Source organism: Homoserinimonas aerilata (assembly GCF_006716125.1).
GTDB lineage: Bacteria > Actinomycetota > Actinomycetes > Actinomycetales > Microbacteriaceae > Homoserinimonas > Homoserinimonas aerilata.
This window is the reverse complement of sequence record NZ_VFOM01000001.1, coordinates 363,710-389,689: the sequence shown is the minus strand read 5'-3', so window position 1 is coordinate 389,689 and position 25,980 is coordinate 363,710. Positions and strand designations below refer to the sequence as shown.

General features: G+C 65.2%; 26 protein-coding genes. 12 read left to right on the top strand and 14 right to left on the bottom strand.

Features of this window, described 5'->3' with window-relative positions; all coding sequences use genetic code 11:
• The first annotated feature begins 336 nt into the window (after positions 1–336).
• Together FB562_RS01840 and FB562_RS01835 are read left to right on the top strand one after the other, a co-directional pair.
• The gene (locus FB562_RS01840; RefSeq protein ID WP_484133344.1) at positions 337–933 is read left to right on the top strand and encodes a Pycsar system effector family protein; all 597 of its coding nucleotides are present in this window, start codon (positions 337–339) and stop codon (positions 931–933) included.
• Between the two features lie 7 nt (positions 934–940).
• Positions 941–1,672: an adenylate/guanylate cyclase domain-containing protein gene (locus tag FB562_RS01835; protein ID WP_141879579.1), complete on the top strand. Its 732-nt coding sequence runs from the start codon at positions 941–943 to the stop codon at positions 1,670–1,672.
• A gap of 9 nt (positions 1,673–1,681) precedes the next feature.
• Here the strand turns inward: FB562_RS01835 and FB562_RS01830 are convergent, their stop codons facing one another.
• The 3 genes from FB562_RS01830 to FB562_RS01820 form a co-directional block, all read right to left on the bottom strand.
• A complete protein-coding gene (locus FB562_RS01830; RefSeq protein WP_141879578.1) occupies positions 1,682–2,377 on the bottom strand; it encodes an adenylate/guanylate cyclase domain-containing protein in 696 nt (231 codons plus the stop codon).
• A 227-nt stretch (positions 2,378–2,604) separates the two neighbouring features.
• Entirely contained in the window at positions 2,605–4,551 is a 1,947-nt protein-coding gene (locus FB562_RS01825; protein WP_141879577.1) for an AAA family ATPase, read from the bottom strand.
• A gap of 243 nt (positions 4,552–4,794) precedes the next feature.
• Entirely contained in the window at positions 4,795–4,974 is a 180-nt protein-coding gene (locus FB562_RS01820; protein ID WP_281284317.1) for a helix-turn-helix domain-containing protein, read from the bottom strand.
• Positions 4,975–5,299: 325 nt separating this feature from the next.
• Here FB562_RS01820 and FB562_RS01815 point away from each other — a divergent pair, with 325 nt between their 5' ends.
• On the top strand, positions 5,300–5,683 hold the full coding sequence (locus tag FB562_RS01815; protein ID WP_141879575.1) for a hypothetical protein: 384 nt from the start codon (positions 5,300–5,302) through the stop codon (positions 5,681–5,683).
• 638 nt (positions 5,684–6,321) lie between these two features.
• On the opposite strand, the gene FB562_RS13750 is transcribed toward FB562_RS01815, so the two are convergent.
• The gene (locus FB562_RS13750) at positions 6,322–6,582 is read right to left on the bottom strand and encodes a hypothetical protein (RefSeq protein ID WP_246081453.1); all 261 of its coding nucleotides are present in this window, start codon (positions 6,580–6,582) and stop codon (positions 6,322–6,324) included.
• On the opposite strand from FB562_RS13750, the gene FB562_RS01810 reads away from it, so the two are divergent.
• Positions 6,466–6,798, top strand: a complete 333-nt coding sequence (locus FB562_RS01810; protein WP_246081430.1) for a transposase — start codon at positions 6,466–6,468, stop codon at positions 6,796–6,798. The two genes, FB562_RS13750 and FB562_RS01810, sit on opposite strands and share 117 nt — an antisense overlap.
• Before the next feature lie 67 nt (positions 6,799–6,865).
• Here the strand turns inward: FB562_RS01810 and FB562_RS01805 are convergent, their stop codons facing one another.
• The 3 genes from FB562_RS01805 to FB562_RS01795 all read right to left on the bottom strand — a co-directional run bounded on the left by FB562_RS01805 (position 6,866) and on the right by FB562_RS01795 (position 10,164).
• Positions 6,866–8,044: a protein kinase domain-containing protein gene (locus FB562_RS01805; protein WP_246081429.1), complete on the bottom strand. Its 1,179-nt coding sequence runs from the start codon at positions 8,042–8,044 to the stop codon at positions 6,866–6,868.
• A gap of 545 nt (positions 8,045–8,589) precedes the next feature.
• Entirely contained in the window at positions 8,590–9,666 is a 1,077-nt protein-coding gene (gene ychF, locus FB562_RS01800) for a redox-regulated ATPase YchF (RefSeq protein ID WP_141879573.1), read from the bottom strand.
• 102 nt (positions 9,667–9,768) lie between these two features.
• Positions 9,769–10,164, bottom strand: coding sequence for a hypothetical protein (locus FB562_RS01795; protein WP_141879572.1), 396 nt, complete (start codon positions 10,162–10,164; stop codon positions 9,769–9,771).
• A gap of 103 nt (positions 10,165–10,267) precedes the next feature.
• Here FB562_RS01795 and FB562_RS01790 point away from each other — a divergent pair, with 103 nt between their 5' ends.
• Positions 10,268–10,870 (top strand): exonuclease domain-containing protein, encoded by a 603-nt coding sequence (locus FB562_RS01790; protein ID WP_141879571.1) that lies wholly within the window; start codon positions 10,268–10,270, stop codon positions 10,868–10,870.
• 192 nt (positions 10,871–11,062) lie between these two features.
• Positions 11,063–12,460 carry a DNA recombination protein RmuC gene (locus FB562_RS01785; protein WP_141879570.1) on the top strand — a complete coding sequence of 466 codons (1,398 nt, stop codon included), beginning with the start codon at positions 11,063–11,065 and terminating at the stop codon, positions 12,458–12,460.
• Positions 12,461–12,547: 87 nt separating this feature from the next.
• Here FB562_RS01785 and glpX read toward each other — a convergent pair whose 3' ends face one another.
• Positions 12,548–13,516 carry a class II fructose-bisphosphatase gene (gene glpX, locus FB562_RS01780; RefSeq protein ID WP_141881035.1) on the bottom strand — a complete coding sequence of 323 codons (969 nt, stop codon included), beginning with the start codon at positions 13,514–13,516 and terminating at the stop codon, positions 12,548–12,550.
• 155 nt (positions 13,517–13,671) lie between these two features.
• On the opposite strand from glpX, the gene fbaA reads away from it, so the two are divergent.
• Positions 13,672–14,697, top strand: coding sequence for a class II fructose-bisphosphate aldolase (gene fbaA / locus FB562_RS01775; RefSeq protein ID WP_141879569.1), 1,026 nt, complete (start codon positions 13,672–13,674; stop codon positions 14,695–14,697).
• A gap of 3 nt (positions 14,698–14,700) precedes the next feature.
• Here fbaA and FB562_RS01770 read toward each other — a convergent pair whose 3' ends face one another.
• From FB562_RS01770 to FB562_RS01755, 4 genes are all read right to left on the bottom strand, one after another.
• Complete coding sequence (locus FB562_RS01770) at positions 14,701–15,837, bottom strand: hypothetical protein (protein ID WP_141879568.1); 1,137 nt, start codon at positions 15,835–15,837, stop codon at positions 14,701–14,703.
• Positions 15,824–17,074: an ATP-binding protein gene (locus tag FB562_RS01765; protein ID WP_141879567.1), complete on the bottom strand. Its 1,251-nt coding sequence runs from the start codon at positions 17,072–17,074 to the stop codon at positions 15,824–15,826. The genes FB562_RS01770 and FB562_RS01765 overlap by 14 nt, the downstream gene beginning before the upstream one ends.
• A 92-nt stretch (positions 17,075–17,166) precedes the next feature.
• A complete protein-coding gene (locus FB562_RS01760; RefSeq protein ID WP_141879566.1) occupies positions 17,167–17,832 on the bottom strand; it encodes a DUF6264 family protein in 666 nt (221 codons plus the stop codon).
• Between the two features lie 66 nt (positions 17,833–17,898).
• Entirely contained in the window at positions 17,899–18,990 is a 1,092-nt protein-coding gene (locus FB562_RS01755) for a 4-hydroxy-3-methylbut-2-enyl diphosphate reductase (RefSeq protein ID WP_425459810.1), read from the bottom strand.
• Positions 18,991–19,111: 121 nt separating this feature from the next.
• On the opposite strand from FB562_RS01755, the gene xseA reads away from it, so the two are divergent.
• Genes xseA through FB562_RS01730 form a run of 5 tightly spaced genes read left to right on the top strand, consistent with a single transcriptional unit; the run spans position 19,112 to position 23,464 of the window.
• Positions 19,112–20,368, top strand: coding sequence for an exodeoxyribonuclease VII large subunit (gene xseA / locus FB562_RS01750; protein WP_141879565.1), 1,257 nt, complete (start codon positions 19,112–19,114; stop codon positions 20,366–20,368).
• A 9-nt stretch (positions 20,369–20,377) separates the two neighbouring features.
• Entirely contained in the window at positions 20,378–20,620 is a 243-nt protein-coding gene (locus FB562_RS01745; RefSeq protein WP_141879564.1) for an exodeoxyribonuclease VII small subunit, read from the top strand.
• A 4-nt stretch (positions 20,621–20,624) separates the two neighbouring features.
• On the top strand, positions 20,625–21,314 hold the full coding sequence (locus FB562_RS01740; protein ID WP_141879563.1) for a DUF4245 domain-containing protein: 690 nt from the start codon (positions 20,625–20,627) through the stop codon (positions 21,312–21,314).
• 53 nt (positions 21,315–21,367) lie between these two features.
• Positions 21,368–22,003: a carbonic anhydrase gene (locus FB562_RS01735; RefSeq protein WP_221625351.1), complete on the top strand. Its 636-nt coding sequence runs from the start codon at positions 21,368–21,370 to the stop codon at positions 22,001–22,003.
• Positions 22,004–22,060: 57 nt separating this feature from the next.
• Positions 22,061–23,464, top strand: a complete 1,404-nt coding sequence (locus FB562_RS01730; protein WP_141879562.1) for a class II fumarate hydratase — start codon at positions 22,061–22,063, stop codon at positions 23,462–23,464.
• A gap of 16 nt (positions 23,465–23,480) precedes the next feature.
• On the opposite strand, the gene FB562_RS01725 is transcribed toward FB562_RS01730, so the two are convergent.
• On the bottom strand, positions 23,481–24,242 hold the full coding sequence (locus tag FB562_RS01725) for a DUF6199 family natural product biosynthesis protein (RefSeq protein WP_141879561.1): 762 nt from the start codon (positions 24,240–24,242) through the stop codon (positions 23,481–23,483).
• Positions 24,243–24,399: 157 nt separating this feature from the next.
• Complete coding sequence (phoH2, locus tag FB562_RS01720) at positions 24,400–25,767, bottom strand: RNA 5'-3' helicase PhoH2 (protein WP_141881032.1); 1,368 nt, start codon at positions 25,765–25,767, stop codon at positions 24,400–24,402.
• Positions 25,768–25,980: the final 213 nt, after the last annotated feature.

The following is a 25,980-nucleotide window of genomic DNA, read 5'->3' as shown; positions in this document are numbered from 1 at the left end:
AGCTCGGCGAGGTCATCCACAGGGCTGATCGACGCTGAAGTAGACAGGGTGGGGAGCTCACCCCGACCCTTTGACCAAGGGCGCGCAGCTGGCCTCCCGCTGATGCAGCGCGAAGTGAAGCCGGAGTCGCTATGGCTATGCCATCGAGGCCGTCGTCGCGTGTTGCGATGCGGCGGGCTCGATGGATCTGGTCGCGATATTCATCCCGACTACGAGGCGTCCGAGTGCGTCGCCCGAAAGCTCAGACTCGCGACAGGCTAGTCGCATCTCGGAGTCGAGACACTCGTGCAACCGAGGATCCCGCGGCGCATGGGTCTTCCTTAGTAGCCTGGAGCCATGTTTCGAATGCCGTCCTGGCGCAGTAGACGACGGTCCACCGAGGGCCATCCGCACGGCTTACCCATGTCCGTCAGCCCTCCCGAGCCGAACCCGGACCATGCGTGGAAGACACTCGCGTTGATGAACGAATGGATCCGCCACTCGGACGCGAAGGCCGGTGTGACACTGGCCTTCACTGGAGTGATGGCGACGATGACGTTCAACCTCACAAAGGACTTCACTCATCGGGCTACGGCGTTCGACAGTCTGGTTGTCATCGCGTGTCTCTTGCTCATCATCACGGGCGCTTTGTGTGGATGGACGCTGACACCGCGGGTGAAGGATAAAGATGCAGATCGGGACGCGATCAACAGACTATTCTTCGCCAGCATCGATCGAAATTATCGGGGCAAGCGGCAGGAGTACAGCGAAGTGCTCCACACCCTGACCTCCGACCCTGTCGAGCTGACGAAGGATCTTGCAGATCAGATCCATGTCAATGCGCGCATTGCCACAGTGAAGGCGGCCGCCGCAAAGTGGGCCATCCGGTGCGCACTCGCGGCAGGTGCCGCGATCGCGGCCCTGACCCTCGTTATCGGAACCACGAACAGCTGAGACGCAGATGGACGGCAACTACAGACCATACGACTGGACCGCCAGCTCGGCCCGAATCAAAGCGATCCTGGATCAGCCGGCGGGAGCATACGAGGAGGTGGACGGACTCCCCGACCGGGACAAGCTCACATTCGCGAACGGCTTCTACGGAATGTGCTCGGCAATCTTCATTGACATTCGAGACTCTTCCGGACTGACCTCGAAGCACAAGCGGCCCGTTCTTGCGAAGATCTATCGGTCGTTCATCTCGGAGATGGTCGCAGTCCTGAACTCCGATCTCTACGTGCGCGAAGTGAATATCGTCGGCGACTGCGTGTGGGCCTCCTACAAGACGACCCAGGTCAACCACATCGACGATGTTTTCGCTATCGCGGCGCAGGCCAATACCCTCCTGAAGCTCCTCAACCACCACTACGAGAAGGCGGGGATCACCCAGCTCAGCATCGGCATCGGCGTTGAGTACGGGCGCGTCCTCATGATCAAGGCGGGTTACATCGGCAGCACGATCAACGATGTGGTGTACATGGGGGACGTCGTCAACAGGGCGGCCCATCTGGCGCACCTGGCAGGGCGTGGCTGGGGATCGAGCCCGATCGTCGTCGGCGACGTTTTCTACTCAAATCTCAACGAGAACAACAAGGGCCTACTCCAGCCGAAGTGGACGTCCGGCGTCGGAACTGTGTACCAGGGGAATCCCATCATCCCGCCGATGGACGAGTGGATCAGCGACCTCGGCTGAAGTCAGGCGTTAGACCGACCACCAGAACGTCGACCCGTAGATCTGATAGCCCATGGCGGTGGCACCCAGGTCGGTCCACATGTTCCGCTTCGGGTCGCCCCCGAGTTTCGAGGTCTCGCTCAGCCTGCTGTAGACATCGGCCGTGATGTAGGTCGGGTAACGAGGATCGAGCGCGGCCAGCTTCGCCGCATTGTTTGCCGCGTTCCCGACCCACACCAAGTCGTTACTACCTCGGATGCCTGTTCGAGCGACGAAAAGCTTCGAGGTGTCGATACCAACTCGCTGCTTGAGCACGAAGGTGCTCTTCGGATACTTCTCGGCGATCTTCGCTGCCACGATGTTCTTGGATGCCCAGTTGATCTGCAGCCCGCACTTAGCGGCTTCAGAGTTCTTTGAATCACCGATGAACACGCCCATGACACGGTCCCCGTCGTAGGCAGTAACGGTGCCACCCCTCGACCGAATGATCTTCGCAGCACAGTAGAGGTAGCTCTTATAGATCTCTGCGGCGAACCAGTCTTTGTAACCCTTGACCATCTTCGTCGACGACGCAAGATCCGCGTAGAGGACCGTTGCGTCGAGCTCCACGGCAAGGTTCTTTAGGGGGAGGTCATCGGTGTCGGGCACCTTCTGACCTGCGCGACGCACCCACTGCTCGTCGACGGTCTTCTGGACGTACGCATCCAGTTCATCCTTCAGGCTCATGACGAGACTCCTCTTTGACGCGCGGCTCGTACGATGGCCAACCTAGCCACTGCTTCGAGCGGCGTTCCCACTGACGACTGGCTTCACCCTGTCCTGCACTGCTGTCAGACTTTTGGAGAAGTTATGCCGCGAAGCTGACAAGAATACCGATCTGCCAGGCGCTTTTTGCATACTGACGCGAACTTCGACCGCGTTCCGGCACAGACCAACCTGCGGCAGCCTGAGTGTCACGCGTGGGTGGCGTTGAGCTTCTGCGCCAGCGCTTCGAAGTTGGCCAACGAAACTTCGGAGAGCTTCTCTACACGGGCGGGGTCTCGCAAGAGGACCTCTGCGGGACGCCAATGGTCGAACTTCGGCTCGCCAGAGTTCTCTAAACGCTTCAAGATGCGCTCATGGTGGTTGGACAAGTCCTTGGCATTGAGCTGCTTGCCGAACGCCGCGTTGTAGAGCTCGATGTAGTCATCGGCGGAGAAAAGGTCCTCGATGTCGGCGTGCTTCTGCTCGAGGACAGAACTGACGAGAACGATGCGATCGCTGTCGATCTTGTTCGCATTCATGGCGGCTTCGACCTTCCCGCCGCCTTCTGTCCCGGAGTCCAGCAGCACGGTGACAGACACTTTGCGGCCGAGGAGCGAGACGAACGCCGGCACGTTGGACGATCCACCTGCCGGCAGGATGCGCCACCGCTCGTCCACGCCCTCGCGTCCGAGATCGCGCAACCGACGACTGATCAAGTCCAAGAACGCCAGATCAGATGGCCCCTCGACGAGCAGGTTCCGTTCACCAATAAAGAGGTTCTGCGTCAGGTCGTAGCCGAGGGCTGCCTGGAGCGGGAACGCACTGTCATCCCCGACTTCTAGGGCCTCGGACGTGGTCACGGAGCCGATGTCCTCGCCGCGGTCCTCGACAACGCGAACTCGCTCAATCTGGTCGACCATGAACGGCGAGTGTGTGGTGTAGAGCACCTGGCCTGCGGGCGCGAGCCGCGCGTTGATGAAGCGCAGAAAGTCTCGCTGGGCCTTTGCGTGCAACGTGAGACCCGGCTCATCGAGCAGGATGACGACGTTGCTCTCACGGGTCTCGAACTCGCTGAACGCGGCAAGGAACGAGAAGAACCACCGATAGCCCGACGAGCGGCGCGAGAAGTTGTTGGTGAAATCATGCTTCCGGTCCTCGACACGGAAGTTCAGGTACCGTACGACGCTGTGTTGACCTTGCTGATTAGAGACCGTCTCCGGCTCGGTCATGATCTTGATGCGCAACTCCGGGTTTGTGCTCCAGTACTCCTTCATCTCCCGGGACAGGTCATTGGAGACCGACTCGAGCTCTGCCGTGCTCGACTCGAAGTTCGAGTCAGTCATAGCGTTCACGTCGGTGTTCGCGAGCTTCAGCAGCGCGCGAGCGGTCTGCTTCGGCGAGGCACCCGGACGCTCATCTGACTGCGTCTTCAGCTCAGACACGTCTACCCGGCCCTCGAGGCTCTGGTAGTCGGTGAACAGAAAGAACTTCGGCAGTCTCGACCAGATCGCAGATTGCGCCACCGATCCAGGACTTCCGTCAGCGCCAAGGGAATCAGTGATGCGATCAAGCACGTCGCGGGTGGGAGTGCCAGGAACTTTCTCCGCCGGGCTTGGTTCTTCCTCTGAAGCTTCGGCGGCGGCTGTGGCAGCCGCTGCCGCCTCCTCCTTGACGAGAGCTGTGAGAGCCGCCTTGAGTGACGCGACAGTTTCATGCGTCTCGGTAAGAGCCTCGACATCGCGATGTCCGTCGAGCACATTGCGTATGAAACGCAGTTCATCAACCTCGACGCTCACCCAATGACTGTCGTTGTAGCGTCGACCGACCTGAACTGCCCCGGGTGTAATGACGCCCTCCCCTAGCGCCTCCTCCAACGCTTCAAGGTCCTCCTGGTCCAGCTCAAAGGTCGCATCGATCGGTGAGAGCTCCTGCAGGTCTTCGTTGCGGCTATCGCGGCTACGTCGCCAGCGCGGGTAGTCGTCGAGCTCGACGAACTTGTCGCCGTAGACCGGATTGAGCCGATAGAGGGCGTCGAGCATCGTGGACTTGCCCGACTCATTCATGCCGACCAGGGTGGTGACGTCACCTTCCACCAGCACTTCACCCGAGTCCAGCACGTTCCTATACCGGGACACCCGGAACGACTTCAGCTTCACTATGCGACCTCTTTCTCACGCCTGTGTGAACGCTCCCGAGCCTACTTGGCGGCACCGACACTCGAGCCTGCAACGAGCTCAACTCACGCGTTCTTTCGCCCCGCTCGTTGGTGAAGGGGCGGACGCAGTGTTCATTGTCGGCGTCGCGCAGTGCCGGGGCTCTACGGAAACGCACGGACGTCGGTCGACTCCCGAAGGATGTCGTTGAAAAATCCGGTGTTGCCACATACTTGACGTTCGTCGCTAGGAGACAAGCAACAGAGACTGCGTCTCGATCCCCAGCTGTTTCGCCAAGGCATCGACGGAGTCCAGGGTGAGGTTCCGTTCCCCGCGCTCGATGCCCGCAAGGTAGCGAGGTGTGACACCCAGCTGTTCTGCGAGAACCTCCTGCGTCAGCCCTCGGGAGAGTCGCACCTTCCGCACTTGCGTGCCGAGAGTCGATTTGAGGGAAGTAGCCACACTTCAAGGCTCCCTACAGGAACCGATCCGTTCCAGGTACTTATCGCTTCCTGTTGCGCCGCCAAAGCCGACTAAACTCAACGCACAGAGTGCAACGACCCCAATGGTCCGGATGGTGTGCCGTTGCGCGCGCCGAAGGGCCGGGCACATAGGACGTGCTCCGAGTGCGGCAGTGACTGCCGCTCGACACCAACGTCGGCGCGGCCAGCCTCGGAATGCATATCGTTTTCGTCCGCATAGTGCATGCCGCACAGAGCGCAATCGACCCGTTCGAGGAGGCAAGGAAACAATGATCGGCCCGTTCTTCAGCATCAACGAGAGCAACATCGGCCACGCGGCGATGCGTGCTGCCAGCAGGCCCATCCCCCAGGACGCGCCCGCTGAGATGAAGCTAGGCCTGCGAACAGATGACTCCGGCCACGAAGAGGCCTACATCGAGGTCAGCACCCCTCAAGGCTTCTCTCGCGGCATCCGCATTGGCAAGCCCAGGGTTGTCGAAATCCTTGAGATCCAGGATGACGAGGACTGCCGGACTGCCTGCCAGCGCTACATCGACGACCTTGCACAGCAGGCACGCCAAGCAGTACTCGATGCTCAGGCGCATTCCGAGCACTTCGGCGACTCCAACCTGGATGCAGGCGACGAGCCATACGTCGCAGGCCCTGCCGACTAATCCTCGAGGTCCGACCTCGACACTCCGAGCTGTTCGGCAAGACCCTCCAGCGACAGCCCATACGCAAGACCTGCGCTCCGAGCACCATCTTCAGCGGTTCCGTCACACATCACATCCCAGATCTGGTAGTCATGACTTCCAGGAAGTGATCGCTTCCGATTGCGGTCAGGGTAAGTTGAGCGCGACTCACGCAGCGACCGCATCAGATCTCGAAGGAGAGCGTGACGATGCCCGATTCGCAACCGTTTCCTGAGGACAGCCCGACAGCCCTCCCCCGCGTCCTGCACACACCGCGCAGTAGGGCACTGCTCTCGGAATCGTGGGCCCAAGCAGAGGAGGCAAAGCGGAGGGAATGGGCAGGAATCGACCCCCAACTGACGTACGAAGGCTATGCAGCGGGCGAGCCATGCCGCGCCTGTGGGCGCGCCCTTCTCGGTGAGGCAGACCTGGGGACTGATGAAGAGAGCCTTGCACTGATCGACGCCGACAATGCCGAGTTCCGAGCCGAGCACGCGGCATGCAACATGGGTGTTTGGCGTCTCCAGGACAACAGGGTGGAGCACTGCCACCTGTGTTGCCCGTTCCCGCCGCTTTCGCCAGCTCAGCGCGATGAGCTCCGACAGCTCCTATACCCATCCTCATTGAATATCGACCGCAGCGCCACCTGGCGCGTGGAACTGACCTGCCAGCACGTCGAGACCTTGGCCGGGCACTCCCCTCGCTATGTTGAACCAACCGTCCAATGCACCGAATGCGCTGTCATCCGCGGCGTGGTCAAAGCCGTGCGAATCGATGATCAGGCGAAGGATGGTGACGACAGCAGCGACACCGAAGGTCTCCACCCTGAGTATCAACGACTTACAGATGATCAATGGAGCTGGATCAAGCACATCGTTCACGCAGAAGAGGGTCCTCGCCGCGGGCGGCCACGCGCTGACGTACGTACGATCGTCGACGCGGCTCTCTACAAGATCCGCACTGGCATCACGTGGCGCGAGCTCCCAGCAGAGTTCGGGTCATGGCAGACCGCCTTGCGCAGGCACCGCCAATTGATCGCGAGCTCCCAGTGGGACGAGATCACTCGCACTCTGGCAGAACGAGACCTGCCAGAGTGAACCCCAGCGTTGTTGAGGCAATCGATTAGGATCGAATGCCAACGTCGGCACGCTATGGCGGGTCAATCTACGCCGGGGCTTCGCTAGTTACGGTCGCATCCAGAGCCTCAACATCAGCGATCAGCTCCATCACCGACTGGTAGCGCCGCTCAGGCCGAGAATCGACGCACTTGTGGATGATCTGCTCGATCGGAGTTGCATCGTTCCGCCCCATGTTTTTCCGCCCAGTGAAGATGTACTGCAGTACGAAGCCAGCCGCGAAGATGTCATGGACCGCAGCGAAGTCCTTGAACGAGCCGAGAGCTGGATCGATCTTCGTACCCTTGAGTTCGGTCTCAGTCATTGTGAACTCGGAGCCCTTGAGCTTGGCCAGGCCGAAGTCGGACAGCTTAACCAGCACAGCTGAACCGCCGAAGGTGCGGAGCAGGACGTTTCTGGTGCTCAGATCCCGGTGGAAGTGCCCCTTGGAGTGGATGAAATTAACGCCGTAGAGGAACTGCAGCGCGATTCGCTTGCGGGTGGTCGGGCCGAAGCTTGGCTGGTTGTTGCGTTTCGCGACGTAGTCCTCCAGCGAGGTGTCGCAGTGTTCCATGGTGTACGACCAGTCCGACTCCTTGAAGTTGTAGACCTCAAGGACATACGGGAACTGAAGCTCTTTCATCAGCTCGAACTCCCGGCGGAAGCGCTCCTTCTCCCGATCATCAGCACCGGGTTTGAGCTTCTTCCTCGCCAGGGTCATGCCGTAGTTCGGATCAGTGAACCGATGAACCAAGGCGAATGCACCTTCACCGATGGGCGTCAGCTTCACCATGCGGGAATCGGACACTGGTACGGCTTGGTCACCAAGGCTGAAGACTGGCGAGTAGCTTTCGACCTCGACGGGAGTGAAGCCTTCAGGGATGGGGCTCCCTCCGCTGTCAACGAGCCACGCCGGCGCGTTCTCGATGACCCGCTGGTACTCGGGAGACATGGTCAGCGAGTGACCGGCCTTGTTGAGAATCGTGCGGGCTTCGGTCAAAAGGTCGATGAGACCTAGCAAGCTCCTCGAGTTGTCAGCATTGAAGTGTCCGCTGCTACCGCCACGGGCCTTGTAGTTCATGTGCTTGAACTCGACGTCGAGGCCAGCGTGGATGTAGGCAAAGGCGCGGGGCAGGACCTCCTCCCGGCGGTATAACTCGAGGTAGGTCGAGTCGATGTCTCTCTCATAGAACGTGCGCTCAAAGCGCTCCATCCGCTGCTGCTCCATGGTCTTCACAGCTCGAGGCTATCGACGACCTGCGAAGGAGTCTCCGAGCTGCTCCATATGGCGCATCCCGAGGAGCCGCAGGAGCCGCAGGAGCCGGTGTGACCTGACCACCTATGGCATCTAGCCCCGGTCACGGCTCGCTCTCGCAGTCGCCAGCATCTCCACCAGGCACCCGGAGACACTGGCGACTCAGCCAGTAACTGCGGCCTCCGCTGGTTGCACTCGGAAGCATGGACGGTATGTCAAGAAAGGCTGATGTCCCAAGCACTGAATATTGAGTCGGAGCGATTTTTGAGTCAGCGCTCGGACCGAGGGACCGCCCGTCGAACGACTCGAACCCGATCCAGAACAGGCCCTCCGAGGCCACTTACCATCGACGCTCATGCACCCACGCAAAGAGAATCGTCCCCTGCGGAGCTTCCGCAGGGGACGATCAAAAGAGCAGGCCAGCGCCACAAACGCGTAGCACATGATGGTAAAGCGGAACCTGTTCATCGAGCCCAACCAGAGGCCAAAAATATAAAATCCCTGGTCAGAGGCCCTTTTTAGACATTGAACCTGAACTCGACCACGTCGCCGTCCTGCATCGTGTAGTCCTTGCCTTCGACGCGGGCTTTGCCCTTCGCACGGGCCTCCGCGATTGAGCCGGTCTCGACAAGGTCGTCGAAGCCGATGACCTCCGCCTTGATGAAGCCCTTCTCGAAGTCGGTGTGGATGACGCCGGCCGCCTGCGGCGCCTTCGCGCCCTTCGGGATCGTCCAGGCGCGCGTCTCCTTCGGGCCGGCCGTCAGATACGTCTGCAGGCCGAGCGTGTCGAAGCCGATACGCGCCAGCTGGTCGAGGCCGCTCTCCTCCTGGCCGGTGCTGGCCAGCAGCTCCGCAGCATCCGCCTCATCCAGTTCGATCAGTTCGGACTCGAGCTTCGCATCCAGGAACACCGCCTTCGCCGGGGCGACCAGCGCGGCCAACTCGTCGAGCTTCGCGCTGTCACCGAGGATGCCCTCATCCACGTTGAACACGTAGATGAACGGCTTGGCCGTGAGCAGGCCCAGCTCGCGGATGGGCTCCAGGTCGAGCTTCGCGTCGCTCGACAGCGGCTTGCCCTCATTGAGCAGCGCGACGGCCGCCTTCGCCGTCTCGAGCACGATCGGCTCGGCACGCTTCGTCTTGACCTCTTTCTCGTACCGCTCCAGCGCCTTCTCAAGTGTCTGCAGGTCGGCGAGGATGAGCTCCGTGTTGATGGTCTCCATGTCGCTGGCCGGGTTGACCTTGCCGTCGACGTGCACGACATCCGAATCGCTGAAGCCGCGGATGACCTGGGCGATCGCATCCGCCTCACGAATGTTCGCGAGGAACTTGTTGCCGAGCCCCTCCCCCACACTGGCGCCCTTCACAATGCCGGCGATGTCAACGAACGACACAGGCGCGGGCAGGATGCGCTCACTGCCGAAGATGCCGGCAAGAACCGCGAGGCGCGAATCGGGCAGATTGACGATGCCCACATTCGGCTCGATCGTCGCGAACGGGTAGTTCGCGGCGAGCACCGAGTTCTTGGTCAGAGCATTGAAGAGAGTGGACTTGCCCACATTGGGGAGTCCGACGATTGCAATAGTGAGGGCCACGAGAGTCAAGGGTATCGTGCGCGGTGAAGCCATGAAGATCGCGCCAGCGATCTGCGACCTCAGCGCCGAGAGAGCCTGCGAGCGAGGCAGTCACCTCTCGATCTACTCGAAAACGTAGAGGTGCGAGGTGAGCTCGATCATGCTCTCGGTGGGGGCCGGCGGCGGCCCATCAACGTACAGGTGCACTGTGGGGAACCCCAGACCGGAGACCCCGACCTCCCCGCTGCCGCACCCAGCCAGGGACCCGTCGACGTCACCGCCCTTGACCAAGATCAGGCAGGTGCCATCCGCCGACTGCGCCGCATAGAAGTCGACTCCGTCACGCTCGGCGAGCCAGCGGGTCGAATCCGAGTCGACCTGCACGTCGTCATACCGTGACGGAAGATCGAGCTTGTCTGCGGCACGCTGCTCCCGGTCGAACTCCGAGATCCCCGAGGCTGCGCACCCGGTCAGGAGCACCAGGACGGCCATGGCCACGACTGCAGCAAGCTTGCGCACGGTCTCCACTTTCGACGGTGCCCCACCGTATCGTGACTCCGCGCGATCGCAACAGACCGGCAAGGCTCAGAGGAGGGTCGGATGCCTGTGAGAGCATCGAGGAGTGCCGCTGAACTTCACCGCAATCGACTTCGAGACCGCCAACTCATCAGGGGCATCCGCCTGCTCCGTGGGGCTGGTGAAGGTGCACGACGGCCGCGTCGTCGACAAGCAGTGGTGGTACATCAAACCACCGGCCGGGCACGACACCTTTCTCGAATGGAACACCCGCATCCACGGAATAGTGGCGGCGGATGTCGTGGGCGCGGCCAGCTGGGCCGAACAACTACCCGAGCTGGTCGCGTTCGCAGGCGGCGACCACCTCGTCGCCCACAACGCCGGATTCGACATGGGCGTCATCCGTGCCGCCTGCGAGGCGACGCAACTGGAGACGCCCGCATTCACCTACCTGTGCAGCCTGCAGGTGGCCCGCAAGACCTACAACCTCGACTCGTACCGTCTGCCCGTCGCCGCGATGGCCGCCGGATTCGAGGACTTCAAGCACCACGACGCGCTCGCGGATGCTGAGGCGTGCGCCGCCATAATCGTGCACGCGGCGAAACGGCACGACGCCGAAGACATCCCGCACCTGGCGACCATCGCCGGCACGCGCCTCGGCGCCATCGGGCCGGCGAAGGTCGACCACGCGCCGATGGTGCTCGGCTAGCCGCACGCCCCAGCGGCTGGTCGCTCAACAGGAGATTTCTCGCAACACACCGGGCTTGCCGGCCACCGGGCGGCGTGTCGGAGAAGAACTCCTGCTGAGTTCGAGTGCCGGGCGTCGAATGGCGAGCCCCGGGCATCCGCGAGTCGTCGCCACCGTGCCGACACTGTCGGAGGGCGCTGGCAGACTGGGCGCATGGACGTTCTCTCGCTGCTCATCGGCCTCATCGTCGGCATCCTCCTCGGGGCCGTCGCCGCGCTGCTGATCACCCGCAACCGCCGCAGCGCCCCCGGCGTCGACCCCGCCATGCTCGAGGCCCAGCACCAGCTCGCCCTCGGTGCGTTGCGCGAGCAGGAGCAGGCGGCGCAGGCATCCCTGTCGAGCGAACTGGCATCGGTGAAGGCGACGGCGGATGCGCTGCGCGAGCAGGTGGGCACGCTGCGGCAGCAGCAGACCGAGTCGGCAGAGCGCCACCGCAGCGAGCAGGCCGCCCAGACCGAGCGCGAGCGCGCCGAGAGCAAGGTCCTGCAGGCGCTCACCCCCGTGCAGGAGAGCCTGCGCACCATGCAGCAGAAGGTGACCGAGCTGGAACGCGAGCGATCGACCCAGTACGGCACCATCGCCGAGCAGCTCAAGCAGGCGCAGATGTCCGACGAGCAGCTGCGTGCCACGACCGAATCCCTCGCGAGCGCGCTGCGCTCCAACAGCACACGAGGGGTGTGGGGTGAGACGCAGCTCAAACGCATCGTCGAATCGGCGGGGCTCACCCAGTACGTCGACTTCTTCACTCAGCACAGCGTGGCGACGGATGCCGGTGCCGGGCGCCCCGACATGGTCGTGCGCCTGCCCGGCAACAAGTCGATCGCGATCGACTCGAAGGTGCCGCTGGAACACTACATCGAGGCAAGCCAGATCCCGCTCTCGGCAATCGGTGAGGAGGGTGCGCGCCGCGTGCAGCTCATCGACAGGCATGTGAAGGCGGTGCGCACACACATCGACGCGCTCGCGAAGAAGACCTATTGGGAGGGTCTGGATGCGAGTCCCGAGTTCGTGATCGCGTTCATCCCCAGCGAATCCCTGCTCTCCTCGGCGCTCGAGGCCGACCCGTCGCTCCTCGAGTACGCGTTCGGCAAGCGGGTCGCGCTTGCCTCCCCCGTGAACCTCTGGGCTGTGCTCAAGACGGTCGCGTTCACCTGGCAGCAGCAGGCCGTCTCGGATGAGGCGAAGAAACTGTTCGACCTGGGCAACCAGCTCTACCAGCGGCTCGGCACGCTCGCCGGACACGCCGACAGCATGCGCAAAGCCATCGAGCGCACCGTCGACAGCTACAACAAGTTCGCGAGCTCCCTGGAGACACGGGTGCTCGTCACGGCGCGACAGTTCCCCGGAATCGACGAGACGAAGCTCGACCTCACCGCCGAACCTCAGGCCATCCACACGGCCCCGCAGAAGCTGACGGCGGCCGAACTCACCACACTCGACGAGCCGAACCCAGGCGCTGGCACCGCCGCCGAAGTGGCTGACGCGGCTGACGCGGCTGATGCCGCTGACGCCGCTGACGCCACCGAAGCTGCCGTCACCACAAGCGAGTGAGTTTCCTCGAAACGCTCCTCCGAGCGACCAAGAGCAGCACTCAGCGGCAACTCAGTCTCTGCCCCGCCTCACAGCGGAGACCGGGTGTCAGTCGTCGAGCCACTTCTCCACGAGGTGGTCCGCGATGACGCGGCGGATGGTGCCCGAGTGCGACCGCAGCACGACGCTCTCCGTGCGGATGATGGGCCCCTTGCGGCGCACGCCCGCGACCAGCTCGCCATCCGTCACCCCCGTCGCAACAAAGAAGGTGTTGTCGCCGCGAACCAGATCGTCGGCCTCATACACGTGGTCGAAGCGGAGCCCCGCATCGATGCCCCGCTGGCGCTCCTCATCGGTGCCGGGAACAAGGCGACCCTGGATGAAGCCGCCCAGCGCCTTGATGGCGGCCGCCGTCGCGACACCCTCCGGGCTGCCACCCACGCCCACGCACATGTCGATGCGGCTCTCGTAGCGCGCAGCGTTGATGCCACCGGCCACATCGCCATCCAACATGAGGCGGGTGCCGGCGCCGGCCTCGCGGATCTCGTTGATCAGCTGCTCGTGGCGCGGGCGGTCAAGAACGGCCACCCGCAGGTCTGCGACATCCTTGCCGAGTACCTTCGCGAGGGCGCGCACGTTCTCGCCGATGGGCTTGCGGATGTCGACGACACCACGACCCGCCGCCCCCGTGACCAACTTGTCCATATAGAAGACGGATGACGCATCCAGCATCGTGCCGCGGTCACTGACGGCGATCATCGAGATCGCGTTCTGGCGACCCGCGGCCGTCAGTGAGGTGCCGTCGATGGGGTCGACGGCGATGTCGCAGGCCGGCCCGTGACCGTTGCCGACATGCTCGCCGTTGAAGAGCATGGGCGCCTTGTCCTTCTCGCCCTCGCCGATGACGATGACACCGTCGAAGTCGACGGTGCCGAGGAACTTGCGCATGGCGTCGACCGCCGCACCGTCGGCCTTGTTCTTGTCTCCGTGCCCGATCCACGGGTACGCCCTGATGGCCGCAGCCTCCGTCGCGCGAACCAGCTCCATGGCGAGGTTGCGGTCGGGATGGTTGATCATTGTGCCGGTCTCGGTGCTCACCACAGGTTCCTTCGTTGGAGGGGGAAAAAAGACGGATGCTGCCAGACCACATTCTATCGACGGCCCGACAGCGCAGGGGCCCGGCCATGATCGCTAGACTTCAAGCGATTCCGCACCTCGTTCAAGGAGACGCCATGCCCATCGCAACCCCCGATCAGTACGCCGACATGCTCGCCCGCGCGAAGGCGCAGGGCTTCGCCTATCCGGCCATCAACGTGTCGTCGTCCCAGACGGTGAACGCGGTGCTGCAGGGCCTCGCCGAGGCCGGCTCCGACGGCATCCTGCAGGTCTCGACGGGAGGCGCCGACTATTGGGCCGGCCACTCGATCAAGAACCGCGCATCCGGTGCCCTCGCCTTCGCCGCGTTCGCGCGCGAGGCCGCGAAGAACTACCCCATCACGGTTGCGCTGCACACCGACCACTGCCCGAAGGATGCGCTCGACGGCTTCGTGCTGCCGCTCATCGAGGCGAGTGAGGAGTCGGTGAAGGCCGGCGGCGAGCCCATCTTCCAGTCGCACATGTGGGACGGCTCGGCTGTTCCTCTCGCGGAGAACCTGGAGATCGCGAAGACGCTCCTGCCGCGCATGAAGAACATCAACTCCATTCTGGAGGTCGAGATCGGCGTCGTCGGCGGTGAGGAGGACGGCGTCAGCCACGACATCAACGAGCACCTGTACACGACCCTCGAGGATGCCATCGCCACGGTGGAGGCACTCGGTTTCGGCGAGCAGGGCCGCTACATGGCCGCTCTCACCTTCGGCAACGTGCACGGCGTGTACAAGCCGGGCAACGTCAAGCTGAAGCCCGAGCTGCTGCGCGAGATCCAGGATGGCCTCAGCAAGAAGTACGGCAAGGACGCGCTGCCCCTCGACCTGGTCTTCCACGGCGGATCGGGTTCGAGCGACGAGGAGATCGCGACGGCTGTCGCCAACGGCGTCATCAAGATGAACGTCGACACCGACACCCAGTACGCGTTCAGCCGCTCGATCGCCGACACCGTGCTGAAGAACTACGACGGATTCCTGAAGGTCGACGGCGAGGTCGGCAACAAGAAGATCTACGACCCGCGCTCCTGGGGCAAGAAGGCGGAGACGGCGATGGCCGCCCGCGTCGTCGAGGCTGCCACGCAGCTCGGCTCGGCCGGCAGGTCCGGCAAGTAGGGGTTACTGCTCGGCGGCGGGCAGCTGGAAGCGCATGCTCAGCTGCTCGCCGCCACTCCAGTGCACCCGGTCGACGCTCGCCCTGAGCGTGACGAAGTAGGGCGCCAGCATCATGATGCGCTTGCCCTCCGGCAGCGTCACATCCATACTCAACGCGACCGCGGTGGTGCCGTCGTCGTGACCGCGCAGTTCGATGCGCAACGTCTCCTGCGCGAGCGCCGGCGAGTCGAGGATCGTCGTGATGAGCCCGTGGATGGCGGAGCGCTGCGCCGGGGTCATCGTCGCCGCCATCCGGCCCGGGTCGATCACATGCAGTGATCGTTCCATCGCCATGGTGTCGAGCCAGCTGCGGTTGAGCACGGAGACCAGGTCGGTGCGGATGCTCCGCGCCAGCACGAGGGCACGCTCGCGGTCGCGCCCGGAGACGCGCCCGCCGTCGGCGACGGATTCGAGCAGCCGCACGATCTCCTTGCTGATGACGAGCGGTGAGCCGTGCTCCCGCACCCTGTCTTCGAAGCGTCTGCTCGCATCCGGCTGCTGTTCGTCGTCGAAGGGCAACGCCCGCCACCGCAGCACCCCCGCAGCGATGTACCAGCTGAAGACGGCGCCGGCGATTCCCGCCTGCAGCGGGAGGGCGGCCGCCCCGACGGCGCTGCCGAATGCGGTGTCGTCGACGTGGTCGAAGAAGAGCAGCGCGAGCACCGCGCTGACGGCTGACCCTGCGACGCCGTAGACGACGAGGAGGGCGGCGGAGCTGTACGGAACGAGCGCCACGATGACGCTGCCGATGCCGAGCGGGCCCGCCCAGTCCCGCATCGGCAGTCCTCCTTCGCCGGTCGGAGCAGCGCTGAGGAGCGCCGCAGTCCAGCTGAGGAGTAGCGGCAGGATGCTCTGGCGTACCCCGAGCAGCGGCCGGTGCGGCAGCGACTCCAGAAACACGAGCATGCAGGCGAGCACGACGCACAGCCCGCTGGCGATGATGATGCCCGGGTTGGTGATGCTGGGCCCCGCGCGGAGCAGCACGACGACGATGACGAGCGCGCTGGTGATGGCCAGGATGAGCGGCATCGTGAACCTGAGTATCCAGCTGAGGGGGTCGGCGCGCTGGGGTGAGGTGAAGAGTGCCTTATGCGCGAGCATCCGAACCGTTCTCCGTTGTTCGAGCCTGCGGCGCAGCTGGCGTCTCGGTGCCGACGACGATGACGTCCCCGGCGTCGCCGACGGGCAGCGAGATGACAACGGATGTTCCGGCACCGTGCGCCGACCAGACCGTCACCGAACCGCCGCAGTCCTCGATGCGCCGGATGATGGACATCCGCAGGCCGAGGCGATCGTCGGCGATCTTCTCGAATTCGAAGCCGCGGCCCTCGTCGACGATCATGACGGTGAGGCGGTCGATGGCCTGGTCGATGAAGATCTCGACCGAATCCTCTCCCGAGTGGGCACGCACGTTCTCGAGGGCCGCCCTGATCGCGCCCATGAGCGCTTCGCGCTCCGGCAGGGAGAGCAGCTCGAGGCAGCTGCTGTCGCCCCCGATGTCGATCGTGAGACCGCGCCACTGGAATTCGCTGACGATCTCGTACAGGTCGTTGCGCAGCATGGCGACGACGGCGGTGTGGTGGGAGTGATCGACCCTCGCCCGGCCGACGAGTTCAAGGTTGCGCCTGAGGCGGGCCCGCTCGGCCTCGCCCAGCTGCACGGAGCCGTGCGCCACGAGGGCGAGGTCGCTGAGGATGGTCTCGTGCACGATCACGGCGGCCCGATTGGACTGCCGCCTCTCCTCCTCATGTCGCTCGAATTCGGCTTCGACGGTGTCGTCCTCGGGCAGGATGCGGGCCTCGATGCGGCGCGTGCGCTTCATGATGAGGAGCACACAGCTGAAGCAGATGAATACGACGGTCGCGAGGCTGTTGAAGCGCAGCGGCTGGCCTGAGAGCGCCTCGCCGAGCAGCAGTGTGCCCTGCCCGGTGAGGTAGCCGGCGGCGTTCCAGGCCATCGCACCGAGCTCGCGGCCGGTCGCCGGGCCGATGAGGCAGAGGGCAACCACGATCCCCCCTGCTGCGTAGCTGTCGACGTCAAGCCCGGCTGCGGCGACGGAGTGGGCGTGCACGAGCATGGCGGATGCCCCGACGGTCAGGAACAGCACACCGGTGAGCGTGCTGGGGGCGCGGATGAGCACCCAGAGCGCGGCAAGAACAGCGGCGATCGCAAGAAGCGGCAGGGCGAGCTCGGCACCGCGCCCCGCATCCACCATGCGACTGATGGTGAGCGCGGCAAGGATGACGAGGGCGGTCGCGGCGAGGGCCCACCCGGCGCGAATGGTGGCGTCGAGTCTCATCTGGGCCGCGACTCGCCGCGGCGGCACACGAAGCCGCATGCTGTCAGGCTACGGGCGTAAGCCGACCTCCGAAAGGTCCCTAATCAGGGGGTGAGCCGAGGGTGAGCGATGGGGTGAGACCCCTGTCTTCATCAGCCCTGTACCGCCACCTGCGAATCCACATAGGCCATGAACGTCGGGTCGGCGAGGATGGCGATCGTGAACACCACCGCGACGACGATGAAGGCCACAGCCGCGCCAACGAGCGGAACCCACCAGGCCAACCGGCCGCGCTTCATCCGCTGGAGCGAGCCCCACGCGGTGGCCGCCCAGATCACGAGCTGCGACACGATCGCGACAACACCCATCGTGCCCGCAAGCCCGGCCGCGCCGTACTGACCGACGCCCATCTGGTCGTAGGCGAGCTGAAGGGTGTTCGCGAGCGAGAGGAAGCCGGGGATGCCCCACAGCACGTTGAGCAGGCCCAGCGAGAGCAGCACGATCGTGACGATGCGGTCGGCCTTGCGCGGGGCGGGCTGCTGCCCGGACTCCGCACGCGGCGCGGCGGCGGATGCCGGGGCGGAGGCGGGCCAGGCCGGCACCGACCAGGCGGGCACCGAGTCTCGCGACCCATCCGGCGTCACGCGCGACCCCGTGGCATCCGGAATCACGGCACTCGGCTCGCCTGCGGCCGGGGCCGCGAAACCGCGAGCCTTCGCCTGCTCCTCCGGTGTTGCACGCTCGCCGTAGGCGGGACGGCCGGCGCTGTCGCGGTAGCCGGGACGAGGCACGCTGTCGCCGGTGGCGGTCTCATCCATGCTGTTCTCCCCCGCGGTTCCGCTCACAACGTCTTCCTTTTCGATCTCTTCGTCGGGCTGCGCGCTCTATTGGGTCTGCCAGTCGAGCTTGCGGGTGCGGCCTCCGAGGCCGCGGCTGTCCTGGTTGCCGTTGAGGTCGCGGCGCAGTTCCTTGGGCAGCGAGAACATGAGGTCCTCTTCTGCCGTGACGACCTGCTTGACGTCGCCGTAGCCGGCGTCGGCGAGGTCGTCGATGACCTGCTGCACGAGAACCTCGGGAACGGAGGCGCCCGAGGTGACGCCGACGGTGGAGGCTCCGTCGAGCCATTCCTGGCGGATCTCGCTCGCGTAGTCGACCCGGTAGGCGGCCTTGGCACCGTATTCGAGCGCGACCTCGACGAGGCGCACGCTGTTGGAACTGTTGGCGGATCCGACGACGATGACGAGGTCGGCGCCTTCTGCGATCTTGCGCACGGCGACCTGGCGGTTCTGGGTGGCGTAGCAGATGTCGTCGCTGGGCGGATCCTGCAGATGCGGGAAGCGTTCGCGCAGCCGGCGCACCGTCTCCATGGTCTCGTCGACGCTCAGTGTGGTCTGCGACAGCCAGACGAGCCGCTCCGTCTCGGGCACGTCGATCGTGTCGACGTCGTCGGGGCTGTTGACGAGGGTTGTGCGCTCGGGCGCGTGGCCCATGGTGCCTTCGACCTCCTCGTGGCCTTCGTGACCGATGAGCAGGATGTGGAAGTCGTCGCGCGAGAAGCGGGTCGCCTCGCGGTGCACCTTGGTGACGAGGGGGCAGGTGGCGTCGATGGCCTGCAGGTCGCGGTCGGCGGCGCCCTGCACGACGGCGGGCGAGACTCCGTGAGCGCTGAAGACGAGGTGTGATCCGCGGGGTACTTCGCCGACCTCGTCGACGAAGATGGCGCCCTTCTTCTCGAGCGTGGACACGACGTGGACGTTGTGCACGATCTGTTTGCGCACGTAGACGGGCGAGCCGTAGCGTTCGAGCGCCTTCTCGACGGCGACGACGGCCCGGTCGACGCCGGCGCAGTAGCCGCGGGGGGCGGCGAGCAGCACTCTCTTGTCGCCTGCGACGGGTTCGTCGCGCAGGCGTTCGCGCCGCTCGGGTACGGGCGGCACGGCGAGGAGGTGCAGACTGCCGTTCGAGATTGTGCTCACGCCTTCGATTGTAGGCCGTGCATGTCACGACAGTCTGGGTGAGTGGCCCGGCGAGCGCGGGCGCCTGCCCGCCTGTGGACAGTCGAGCGGCCGTGTCGTCGGCATCCCGTAGCCTGTGGGGATGACGACTCCGGATGCCTCTCCCACAGTCGATACCCCGTGGCCTGTGAGCGTGCTCTCCGGCAAGATCAAGGGCTGGATCGACCGCCTCGGCACCGCCTGGGTTGAGGGCGAGGTGACGCAGTGGGGCGTCTCCGGTGGCAATGTGTACGGCAAGCTCAAGGACCTCGACGTCGATGCCACTCTCGGTTTCACCATCTGGTCGTCGGTGCGGTCGAAGCTTCCGGATGATCTGAAGCAGGGCGACAGGGTCGTCGCGTTGGTCAAGCCCAACTACTGGGTCAAGGGTGGCACGCTGAGCATGCAGGTGCTCGAGATGCGGCATGTGGGGCTCGGTGATCTGCTCGAGCGGCTTGAGCGGCTGCGGCAGAAGCTCCGCGCTGAGGGGCTGTTCGATCCGAGCCGCAAGCGCCCGCTGCCGTTCCTGCCGGGTGTGGTCGGCCTGGTCACGGGCCGCGACTCGGATGCGGAGAAGGATGTTCTGCGCAACGCGCAGTTACGTTGGCCTGCCGTCGAGTTTCGGGTCGCCCATGCGGCAGTGCAGGGTGACCGCGCGGTCTCTGAGGTGATCGCCGCCATCCAGCGTCTCGATGCCGACCCTGAGGTCGAGGTGATCATCGTCGCGCGCGGCGGCGGCGACTTCCAGAACCTCCTCGTGTTCAGTGACGAGGCGCTCGTGCGGGCCGCGGCATCCGCCACAACCCCTCTGGTGAGCGCCATCGGGCATGAGAATGACCGTCCGCTGCTTGACGATGTCGCCGATCTGCGGGCGTCGACGCCGACGGATGCCGCGAAGCGTGTTGTTCCGGATGTCGCGGAGGAGCTCAGTAGGGTGCAGCAGGCCCGCGCCCGCATCGGAATGAGGCTGACCTCTCTCATCAGGGGTGAGGTCGACCGCCTGGAGCAGTTCCGTTCGCGCCCCGTGCTCATGTCGGCCGACTGGATCGTGGATTCCCGCGCGGACGAGCTCTCGCGCTACACAAGCCGCAGCCACGAGCTGCTCGAGCTGCGCATCGAGCGTTCGCGTTCCTCCGTCGGCGAGCTGCGTTCGCAGTTGCGCGCCCTCTCCCCGCAGGCAACTCTCGATCGGGGTTACGCGATTGCGCAGCTCGCTGAAGGCGGCGTGCTGAGAGCTGCGACGGATGCCCCGGCCGGCACGAGACTGCTGCTCACGCTCGCCGATGGCTCGCTCGGCGCGACCGTCGATGCGGGCGCTGCCGGAGCATCCGGAGCCGGCCCCAAGAAAGCCAGAAGATAGGATCGACACGTGACGAATTCCCCCTCCCCCGCCGCCTCGGAGCAGCCTGACGTGGCAGAACTCAGCTACGAGCAGGCACGCGACGAACTGGTGCGTGTGGTCTCCGAGCTCGAGCAGGGCTCTTCGACGCTCGAGCAGTCGCTGGCGCTGTGGGAGCGTGGCGAGGCGCTCGCGAAGCGCTGCGAGGAGTGGCTTGTCGGGGCGAAGGCTCGCCTCGATGCGGCCCGCGCCTCATCGACGGCCACCGAGTAACGGCATGGCGCGCCAGGTCCACCCCGGTAAAACCGCCGACGGAGTCCCCGTCGTCGCAGAGCTCGGTCGACCCGAGACGGCCCAGGAGACCGCCGACCGCAAGGCCGCGTCGTCGCGGACGCACCGCGAGAACCAGACCTCCCTCAACCTGATCGCAGCGCTGCTCGTCTCGCTCGCGGTCGTCGCTGTCATCGTCGTCATGGTCGTGCGCCCCGATCCTGAGCCGCGCGAGCCTGTCGACTACGACACGATCGCCTCTCAGTTGCAGCCCGGCTTTGAGACCACGATCGTCAGCCCCACGCTTCCGCCCGGCTGGGAGGCGAACTCGGCCCGCACCGAGAAGGGTGCCGACGGCGTCGCATCCTGGTACATCGGTTTTGTGACGCCCGGCAGCGAGTTCGTCGCCATGACGCAGGGCATCGATGCGAACCCGACCTGGCTCGCCGCGCAGCTCGACGGCGCACGTATGACCGGCAGTGAGACCGTCGATGGTGTGCGCTGGGATGTCTACGACCAGCGCGGAGCAGAAGACGTCGGCAACCTTGAATACGTGATGACCGCGACATTCCCGGGCGAGGCAACGGGCAGCACGCCGGAGGAGAGCACAATGGTGTTGTACGGATCCGCCTCACCCGAGCAGTTCCGCACGCTCGCCGCCGCCGTCGCCGCCGAGCTGCCCACACCTTCCGGCTAGCCCTGCGCTCTCCGGACCGTCACGCCAACAACAGACAACGAGGAGACCCGACCATGGGCGAAAGCGACGCGCGCACACCTGCCAAGGCGTGGGAGGAGATGGTGCGGGGCAATGAGCGCTTCGTGGCCGGAACCCCGCGGCATCCGAGGCAGGATGTTGACCGACGTGCCGAGCTCGGCAGCGATCAGTTCCCGCATGCGGCGCTCTTCGGTTGCAGCGACTCGCGCCTCGCCGCCGAGATCATCTTCGACAAGGGCCTCGGTGACCTGTTCGTCGTGCGCAACGCCGGCCAGGTGATCAGCGACTCCGTTGTCGGAACGCTCGAATACGCGGTCGCCATCCTTCACGTTCCGCTCATCGTGGTGCTCGGCCACGACGAGTGCGGAGCGGTCGCCGCGGCCATCGACTCCCAGGAGGCACGGCCGCCGCTGCTGCCCCCGCACATCCACTCCCTGATCGAGAAGATCGTGCCCGCGGTGCTGCGCGTGCGGCGCAGCCTCGGCAGGGAAGAGCGCCCGGATGCCACGGAGGTCGGCCGCGAACACCTGCGCGACACCGTGCGCGAACTGCTCGAGGCATCCGAGTTGATCAGTGACGCCGTCGCCGCGGGTACGCTGGCTATTGTGGGCGCCAACTACCGCCTGCTCGAGGGCACGGCGATGCAGGACATCACCGTCGGCGCCGTCTAGGCGCGTACCCCACCCGCACGAACGCCCCGTCAGACAAGAGAAAGTGATTCCAGCGCCGTGAGCACGTCATCTGAGTTCCGTATCGAGCACGACACCATGGGAGAGGTCCGGGTTCCCGTGAACGCCCTGTACGGCGCGCAGACGCAGCGGGCCGTGGAGAACTTCCCGATCTCAGGCAAAGGCCTTGAGTCGAGCCAGATCGCGGCGCTCGCCCGCATCAAGAAGTCTGCGGCGATCGCCAACCGCGAGCTCGGCGTGCTCGATGCCGCCATCGCCGACGCTATCGTCGCCGCAGCCGACGAGGTCGTCACGGGGCAGCACGACGAGCACTTCCCTGTCGACACCTACCAGACAGGTTCGGGCACATCCTCGAACATGAACATGAACGAGGTGCTTGCGACCCTCGCGACGCGTCACCTCGGCTCGGCCGTGCACCCCAACGACCACGTCAACGCCTCGCAGTCGTCGAATGATGTGTTCCCCACCTCGGTGCATGTCGCCGTCACGCAGGCCCTCATCGAGGACCTCGTGCCCGCGCTCGACCACCTGGCGCTCGCCTTCGAGGAGAAGGCCGTGCTGTGGAAGGATGCCGTCAAGTCGGGCCGCACCCACCTCATGGATGCGACGCCCGTCACCCTCGGCCAGGAGTTCGGTGGCTACGCCCGCCAGATGCGCCTCGGCATCGAGCGCGTGCAGGCCGCCCTCCCCCGTGTGGCCGAGGTGCCGCTCGGCGGCACGGCCGTCGGCACCGGCATCAACACCCCTGCAGGCTTCCCGCAGAAGGTCATCGCGCTGCTTGCCGCCGAGACCGGGCTGCCCATCGTCGAGGCGAAGGACCACTTCGAGGCGCAGGCCAACCGCGACGGCCTTGTCGAGGCATCCGGCGCCCTGCGCACCATCGCCGTCTCGCTCACCAAGATCAACAACGACCTGCGCTGGATGGGCTCCGGCCCCAACACGGGCCTCGGAGAACTGCACATCCCCGACCTCCAGCCCGGCTCGTCGATCATGCCGGGCAAGGTCAACCCCGTCGTACCGGAGGCCGTTCTCATGGTCGCCGCGCGTGTCATCGGCAACGACGCCACCGTGGCCTGGGCCGGAGCATCCGGCTCGTTCGAGCTGAACGTCGCCATCCCCGTCATGGGCACCGCCGTTCTCGAGTCGATCCGCCTGCTCTCGAACGCGAGCCGCGTGCTCGCCGACAAGACGGTGAGCGGGCTGGAGGCGAACCTCGAGCGCGCCGCAGCCTTCGCCGGTATGTCTCCGTCGATCGTCACGCCCCTGAACAAGGTCATCGGCTACGAGGCTGCAGCCAAGATCGCCAAGCACGCCGTCGCCAAGGGCGTGACTGTGCGCGAGGCCGTCATCGACCTCGGCTACGTCGAGCGCGGCGAGATCAGCCTCGAGCTGCTCGACGAGAAGCTCGACCTGCTCTCGATGACGGTTCCGCCGACCGCCTGAGCGGCACGACGAGGCGCTATTCGGCCGGCGGCACCTCGAGAATCGGGGTGCCGTCGAGCATCTGCACCTGCCTGTCACCGAGCGGCGCAGAGAGGTTCAATGGCAGCAGCAGCGACGGCCCCACAATCGAGCCGCCCGCGCAGAAGGCGTTGTCGGCGGTGGCCCCGCCGAGCTGGCCGGGCAGGCCACTCACGACGCCGATCTGCACCGCAGTCTCCGTCTCGATGACCGTCGCCTGCATGGGCACGCACTGCGTCTTCGGCCGGAGATTGATGACCAGCTCGGCACTGTCGAGCGCCGCGAACCCGGTGCCCGGCGTCGAGCCGATGTAGCCACGATCAGGCGGCCCCGGCGGCTGATACACACTGAGGAATGCCAGATACCGCGGGGTGTGGGCCGTGCTGTCGACCGCCTGATAGGCCAGGATCGGCTCCGCCGCGAACGACGGATCGGTCTCGCCGCTCGGGTTCACCACCCGATCGACGATGAGCGGGGCCGGGGCGCTCCCCCACATCGCCTGCAGCGCGGTCGGCTTGGGTTCGGGCTGCGGCAGCGACTGCACGTAGTCGACGGCGAGAAAGACGCCGACCGCGGCGAAGGAGGCCAGGCCGATGGCCGAGACCACCCGCTGCAGCCCATAGCTGACAGGCCCGGGCTCGGACGCCTGTGGGTTGCGTCGCGACCACGACGCCATCACCCGCCACAGCGAGCGGGGCCAGAACAGCCCCCACACGAAGAGGAGCGCGAGCAGGGCCGCGATGAAGAACACGAAGGTCACATAACGACCCTAAGCCGTGCCGGAGTCACCCGGTGACGGCATTGCGGCCAGACGTGCGGTGAGCGGAGCCGCGGTGGGCAGAGCCTCGACACCGATGGCGCGGACTCCGGACCCCGCCGACGCCGCCGACCACGGACATCCGCCCACCCGACCCTGCTCAGGCCAGCTCGTTTGACTCCAGCATCTCGGTGACAAGTGCGGCGATCGCGCTGCGCTCCGACTTGGTGAGCGTGATGTGCCCGAAGAGCGACTGCCCCTTCAACGCCTCGATGACGGATGCTACGCCGTCGTGGCGCCCCACCCTCAGGTTGTCGCGCTGGGCGACGTCATGCGTGAGTACGACCCGCGAGTTCTGCCCGATGCGGCTCAGCACCGTCAGCAGCACATTGCGTTCGAGCGACTGTGCCTCGTCGACGATCACGAAGGCATCATGCAGCGAACGACCCCGGATGTGCGTGAGCGGCAGAACCTCCAGCAGGCCGCGCTCGAGCACCTCATCGAGCACATTCTGCGACACGACCGAACCCAGGGTGTCGAACACGGCTTGCGCCCACGGGTTCATCTTCTCGCCGGAATCGCCGGGCAGGAAGCCGAGATCCTGGCCGCCCACCGCATACAGCGGGCGGAAGACCATGATCTTGCGGTGCTGCTGGCGCTCGAGCACCGCCTCGAGGCCCGCACAGAGCGCGAGCGCCGACTTGCCGGTGCCCGCGCGGCCGCCGAGCGAGATGATGCCCATCTCCGGGTCGAGCAGCATGTCGATGGCGAGGCGCTGCTCGGCCGAATGCCCGTGCAGGCCGAAGATGTCGCGGTCGCCGCGCACGAGCCGCATCTGGCCGCGCTCGGAGACACGAGCGAGCGCGGAGCCGCGGTCGGAGTGCACGACGAGGCCCGTGTTGATGGGCATGTCGGCGACCAGCCGACTGCTGAGCGACTCGTCCTCATACAGCTTCGCCATCTGCTCGGAGCCAAGGTCTATCTCGGCCATTCCCGACCATCCGGAATCCACCGCCATCTCGGCGCGGTACTCGTCGGCGGCGAGGCCGACGGATGCCGCCTTCACCCGGAGAGGCAGATCCTTCGAGACGACCGTTACGTTGAGCCCCTCCGCGGCGAGGTTCATGGCCACCGCCAGGATGCGCGAATCGTTGTCGCCGAGCTTCAGGCCCGACGGCAGCGCATCCATGCTGGAATGGTTCAGCTCCACCCGGAGCGAGCCGCCATCGCCGACCTCGATCGGAAAGTCGAGGCGCTCATGCTTCACGCGAAGCTCATCGAGATTGCGCAGCGCCTGCCGGGCGAAATAGCCGATCTCAGGGTCGTGCCGCTTCGCCTCCAACTCGGCGATGACCACCACCGGCAGCACAACCGAATGTTCGGCGAACCGGAAGATCGCCCGCGGGTCCGACAACAGAACAGAAGTGTCGAGCACATAGGTGCGCTCAGCCTGCCGCTGCGCCCCCGCGACGGCCGCCGTGGGCGCCTGCCTCGGGGTCGACCGCTTCTCGGTCGGCTGCTGGGCGATGGACGAAGTTGCCTGGGCCACGTGCGCTCCATTCCCGGGCTCTGGGAACCCGGATCCTGTCAGCAAAACGGCCACTGCCCGATCTCCCGGGCGATGCTCGAAACGAACTTACGTGGCCGTCTCGATCAGGCGCCATACCTGATGACACTGACGCTACGTCCGTCGCGGCGCCGCAGCCGCACCGACACGCCCCGCGCCCCGTTACGGGAAGGT

Bases quoted from the DNA above. Each gene is read 5' to 3' on its own strand.
- FB562_RS01770 (WP_141879568.1), bottom strand. From the start codon at position 15,837: ATGCTCGCGCATAAGGCACTCTTCACCTCACCCCAGCGCGCCGACCCC.
- FB562_RS01835 (WP_141879579.1), top strand. From the start codon at position 941: ATGGACGGCAACTACAGACCATACGACTGGACCGCCAGCTCGGCCCGA.
- glpX (WP_141881035.1), bottom strand. From the start codon at position 13,516: ATGATCAACCATCCCGACCGCAACCTCGCCATGGAGCTGGTTCGCGCG.
- FB562_RS01840 (WP_484133344.1), top strand. From the start codon at position 337: ATGTTTCGAATGCCGTCCTGGCGCAGTAGACGACGGTCCACCGAGGGC.
- FB562_RS01765 (WP_141879567.1), bottom strand. From the start codon at position 17,074: ATGCGGCTTCGTGTGCCGCCGCGGCGAGTCGCGGCCCAGATGAGACTC.
- FB562_RS01830 (WP_141879578.1), bottom strand. From the start codon at position 2,377: ATGAGCCTGAAGGATGAACTGGATGCGTACGTCCAGAAGACCGTCGAC.
- FB562_RS01735 (WP_221625351.1), top strand. From the start codon at position 21,368: ATGGGCGAAAGCGACGCGCGCACACCTGCCAAGGCGTGGGAGGAGATG.
- xseA (WP_141879565.1), top strand. From the start codon at position 19,112: ATGACGACTCCGGATGCCTCTCCCACAGTCGATACCCCGTGGCCTGTG.
- FB562_RS01815 (WP_141879575.1), top strand. From the start codon at position 5,300: ATGATCGGCCCGTTCTTCAGCATCAACGAGAGCAACATCGGCCACGCG.
- FB562_RS01760 (WP_141879566.1), bottom strand. From the start codon at position 17,832: ATGGATGAGACCGCCACCGGCGACAGCGTGCCTCGTCCCGGCTACCGC.
- FB562_RS01740 (WP_141879563.1), top strand. From the start codon at position 20,625: ATGGCGCGCCAGGTCCACCCCGGTAAAACCGCCGACGGAGTCCCCGTC.
- FB562_RS01805 (WP_246081429.1), bottom strand. From the start codon at position 8,044: ATGGAGCAGCAGCGGATGGAGCGCTTTGAGCGCACGTTCTATGAGAGA.
- fbaA (WP_141879569.1), top strand. From the start codon at position 13,672: ATGCCCATCGCAACCCCCGATCAGTACGCCGACATGCTCGCCCGCGCG.
- FB562_RS01785 (WP_141879570.1), top strand. From the start codon at position 11,063: ATGGACGTTCTCTCGCTGCTCATCGGCCTCATCGTCGGCATCCTCCTC.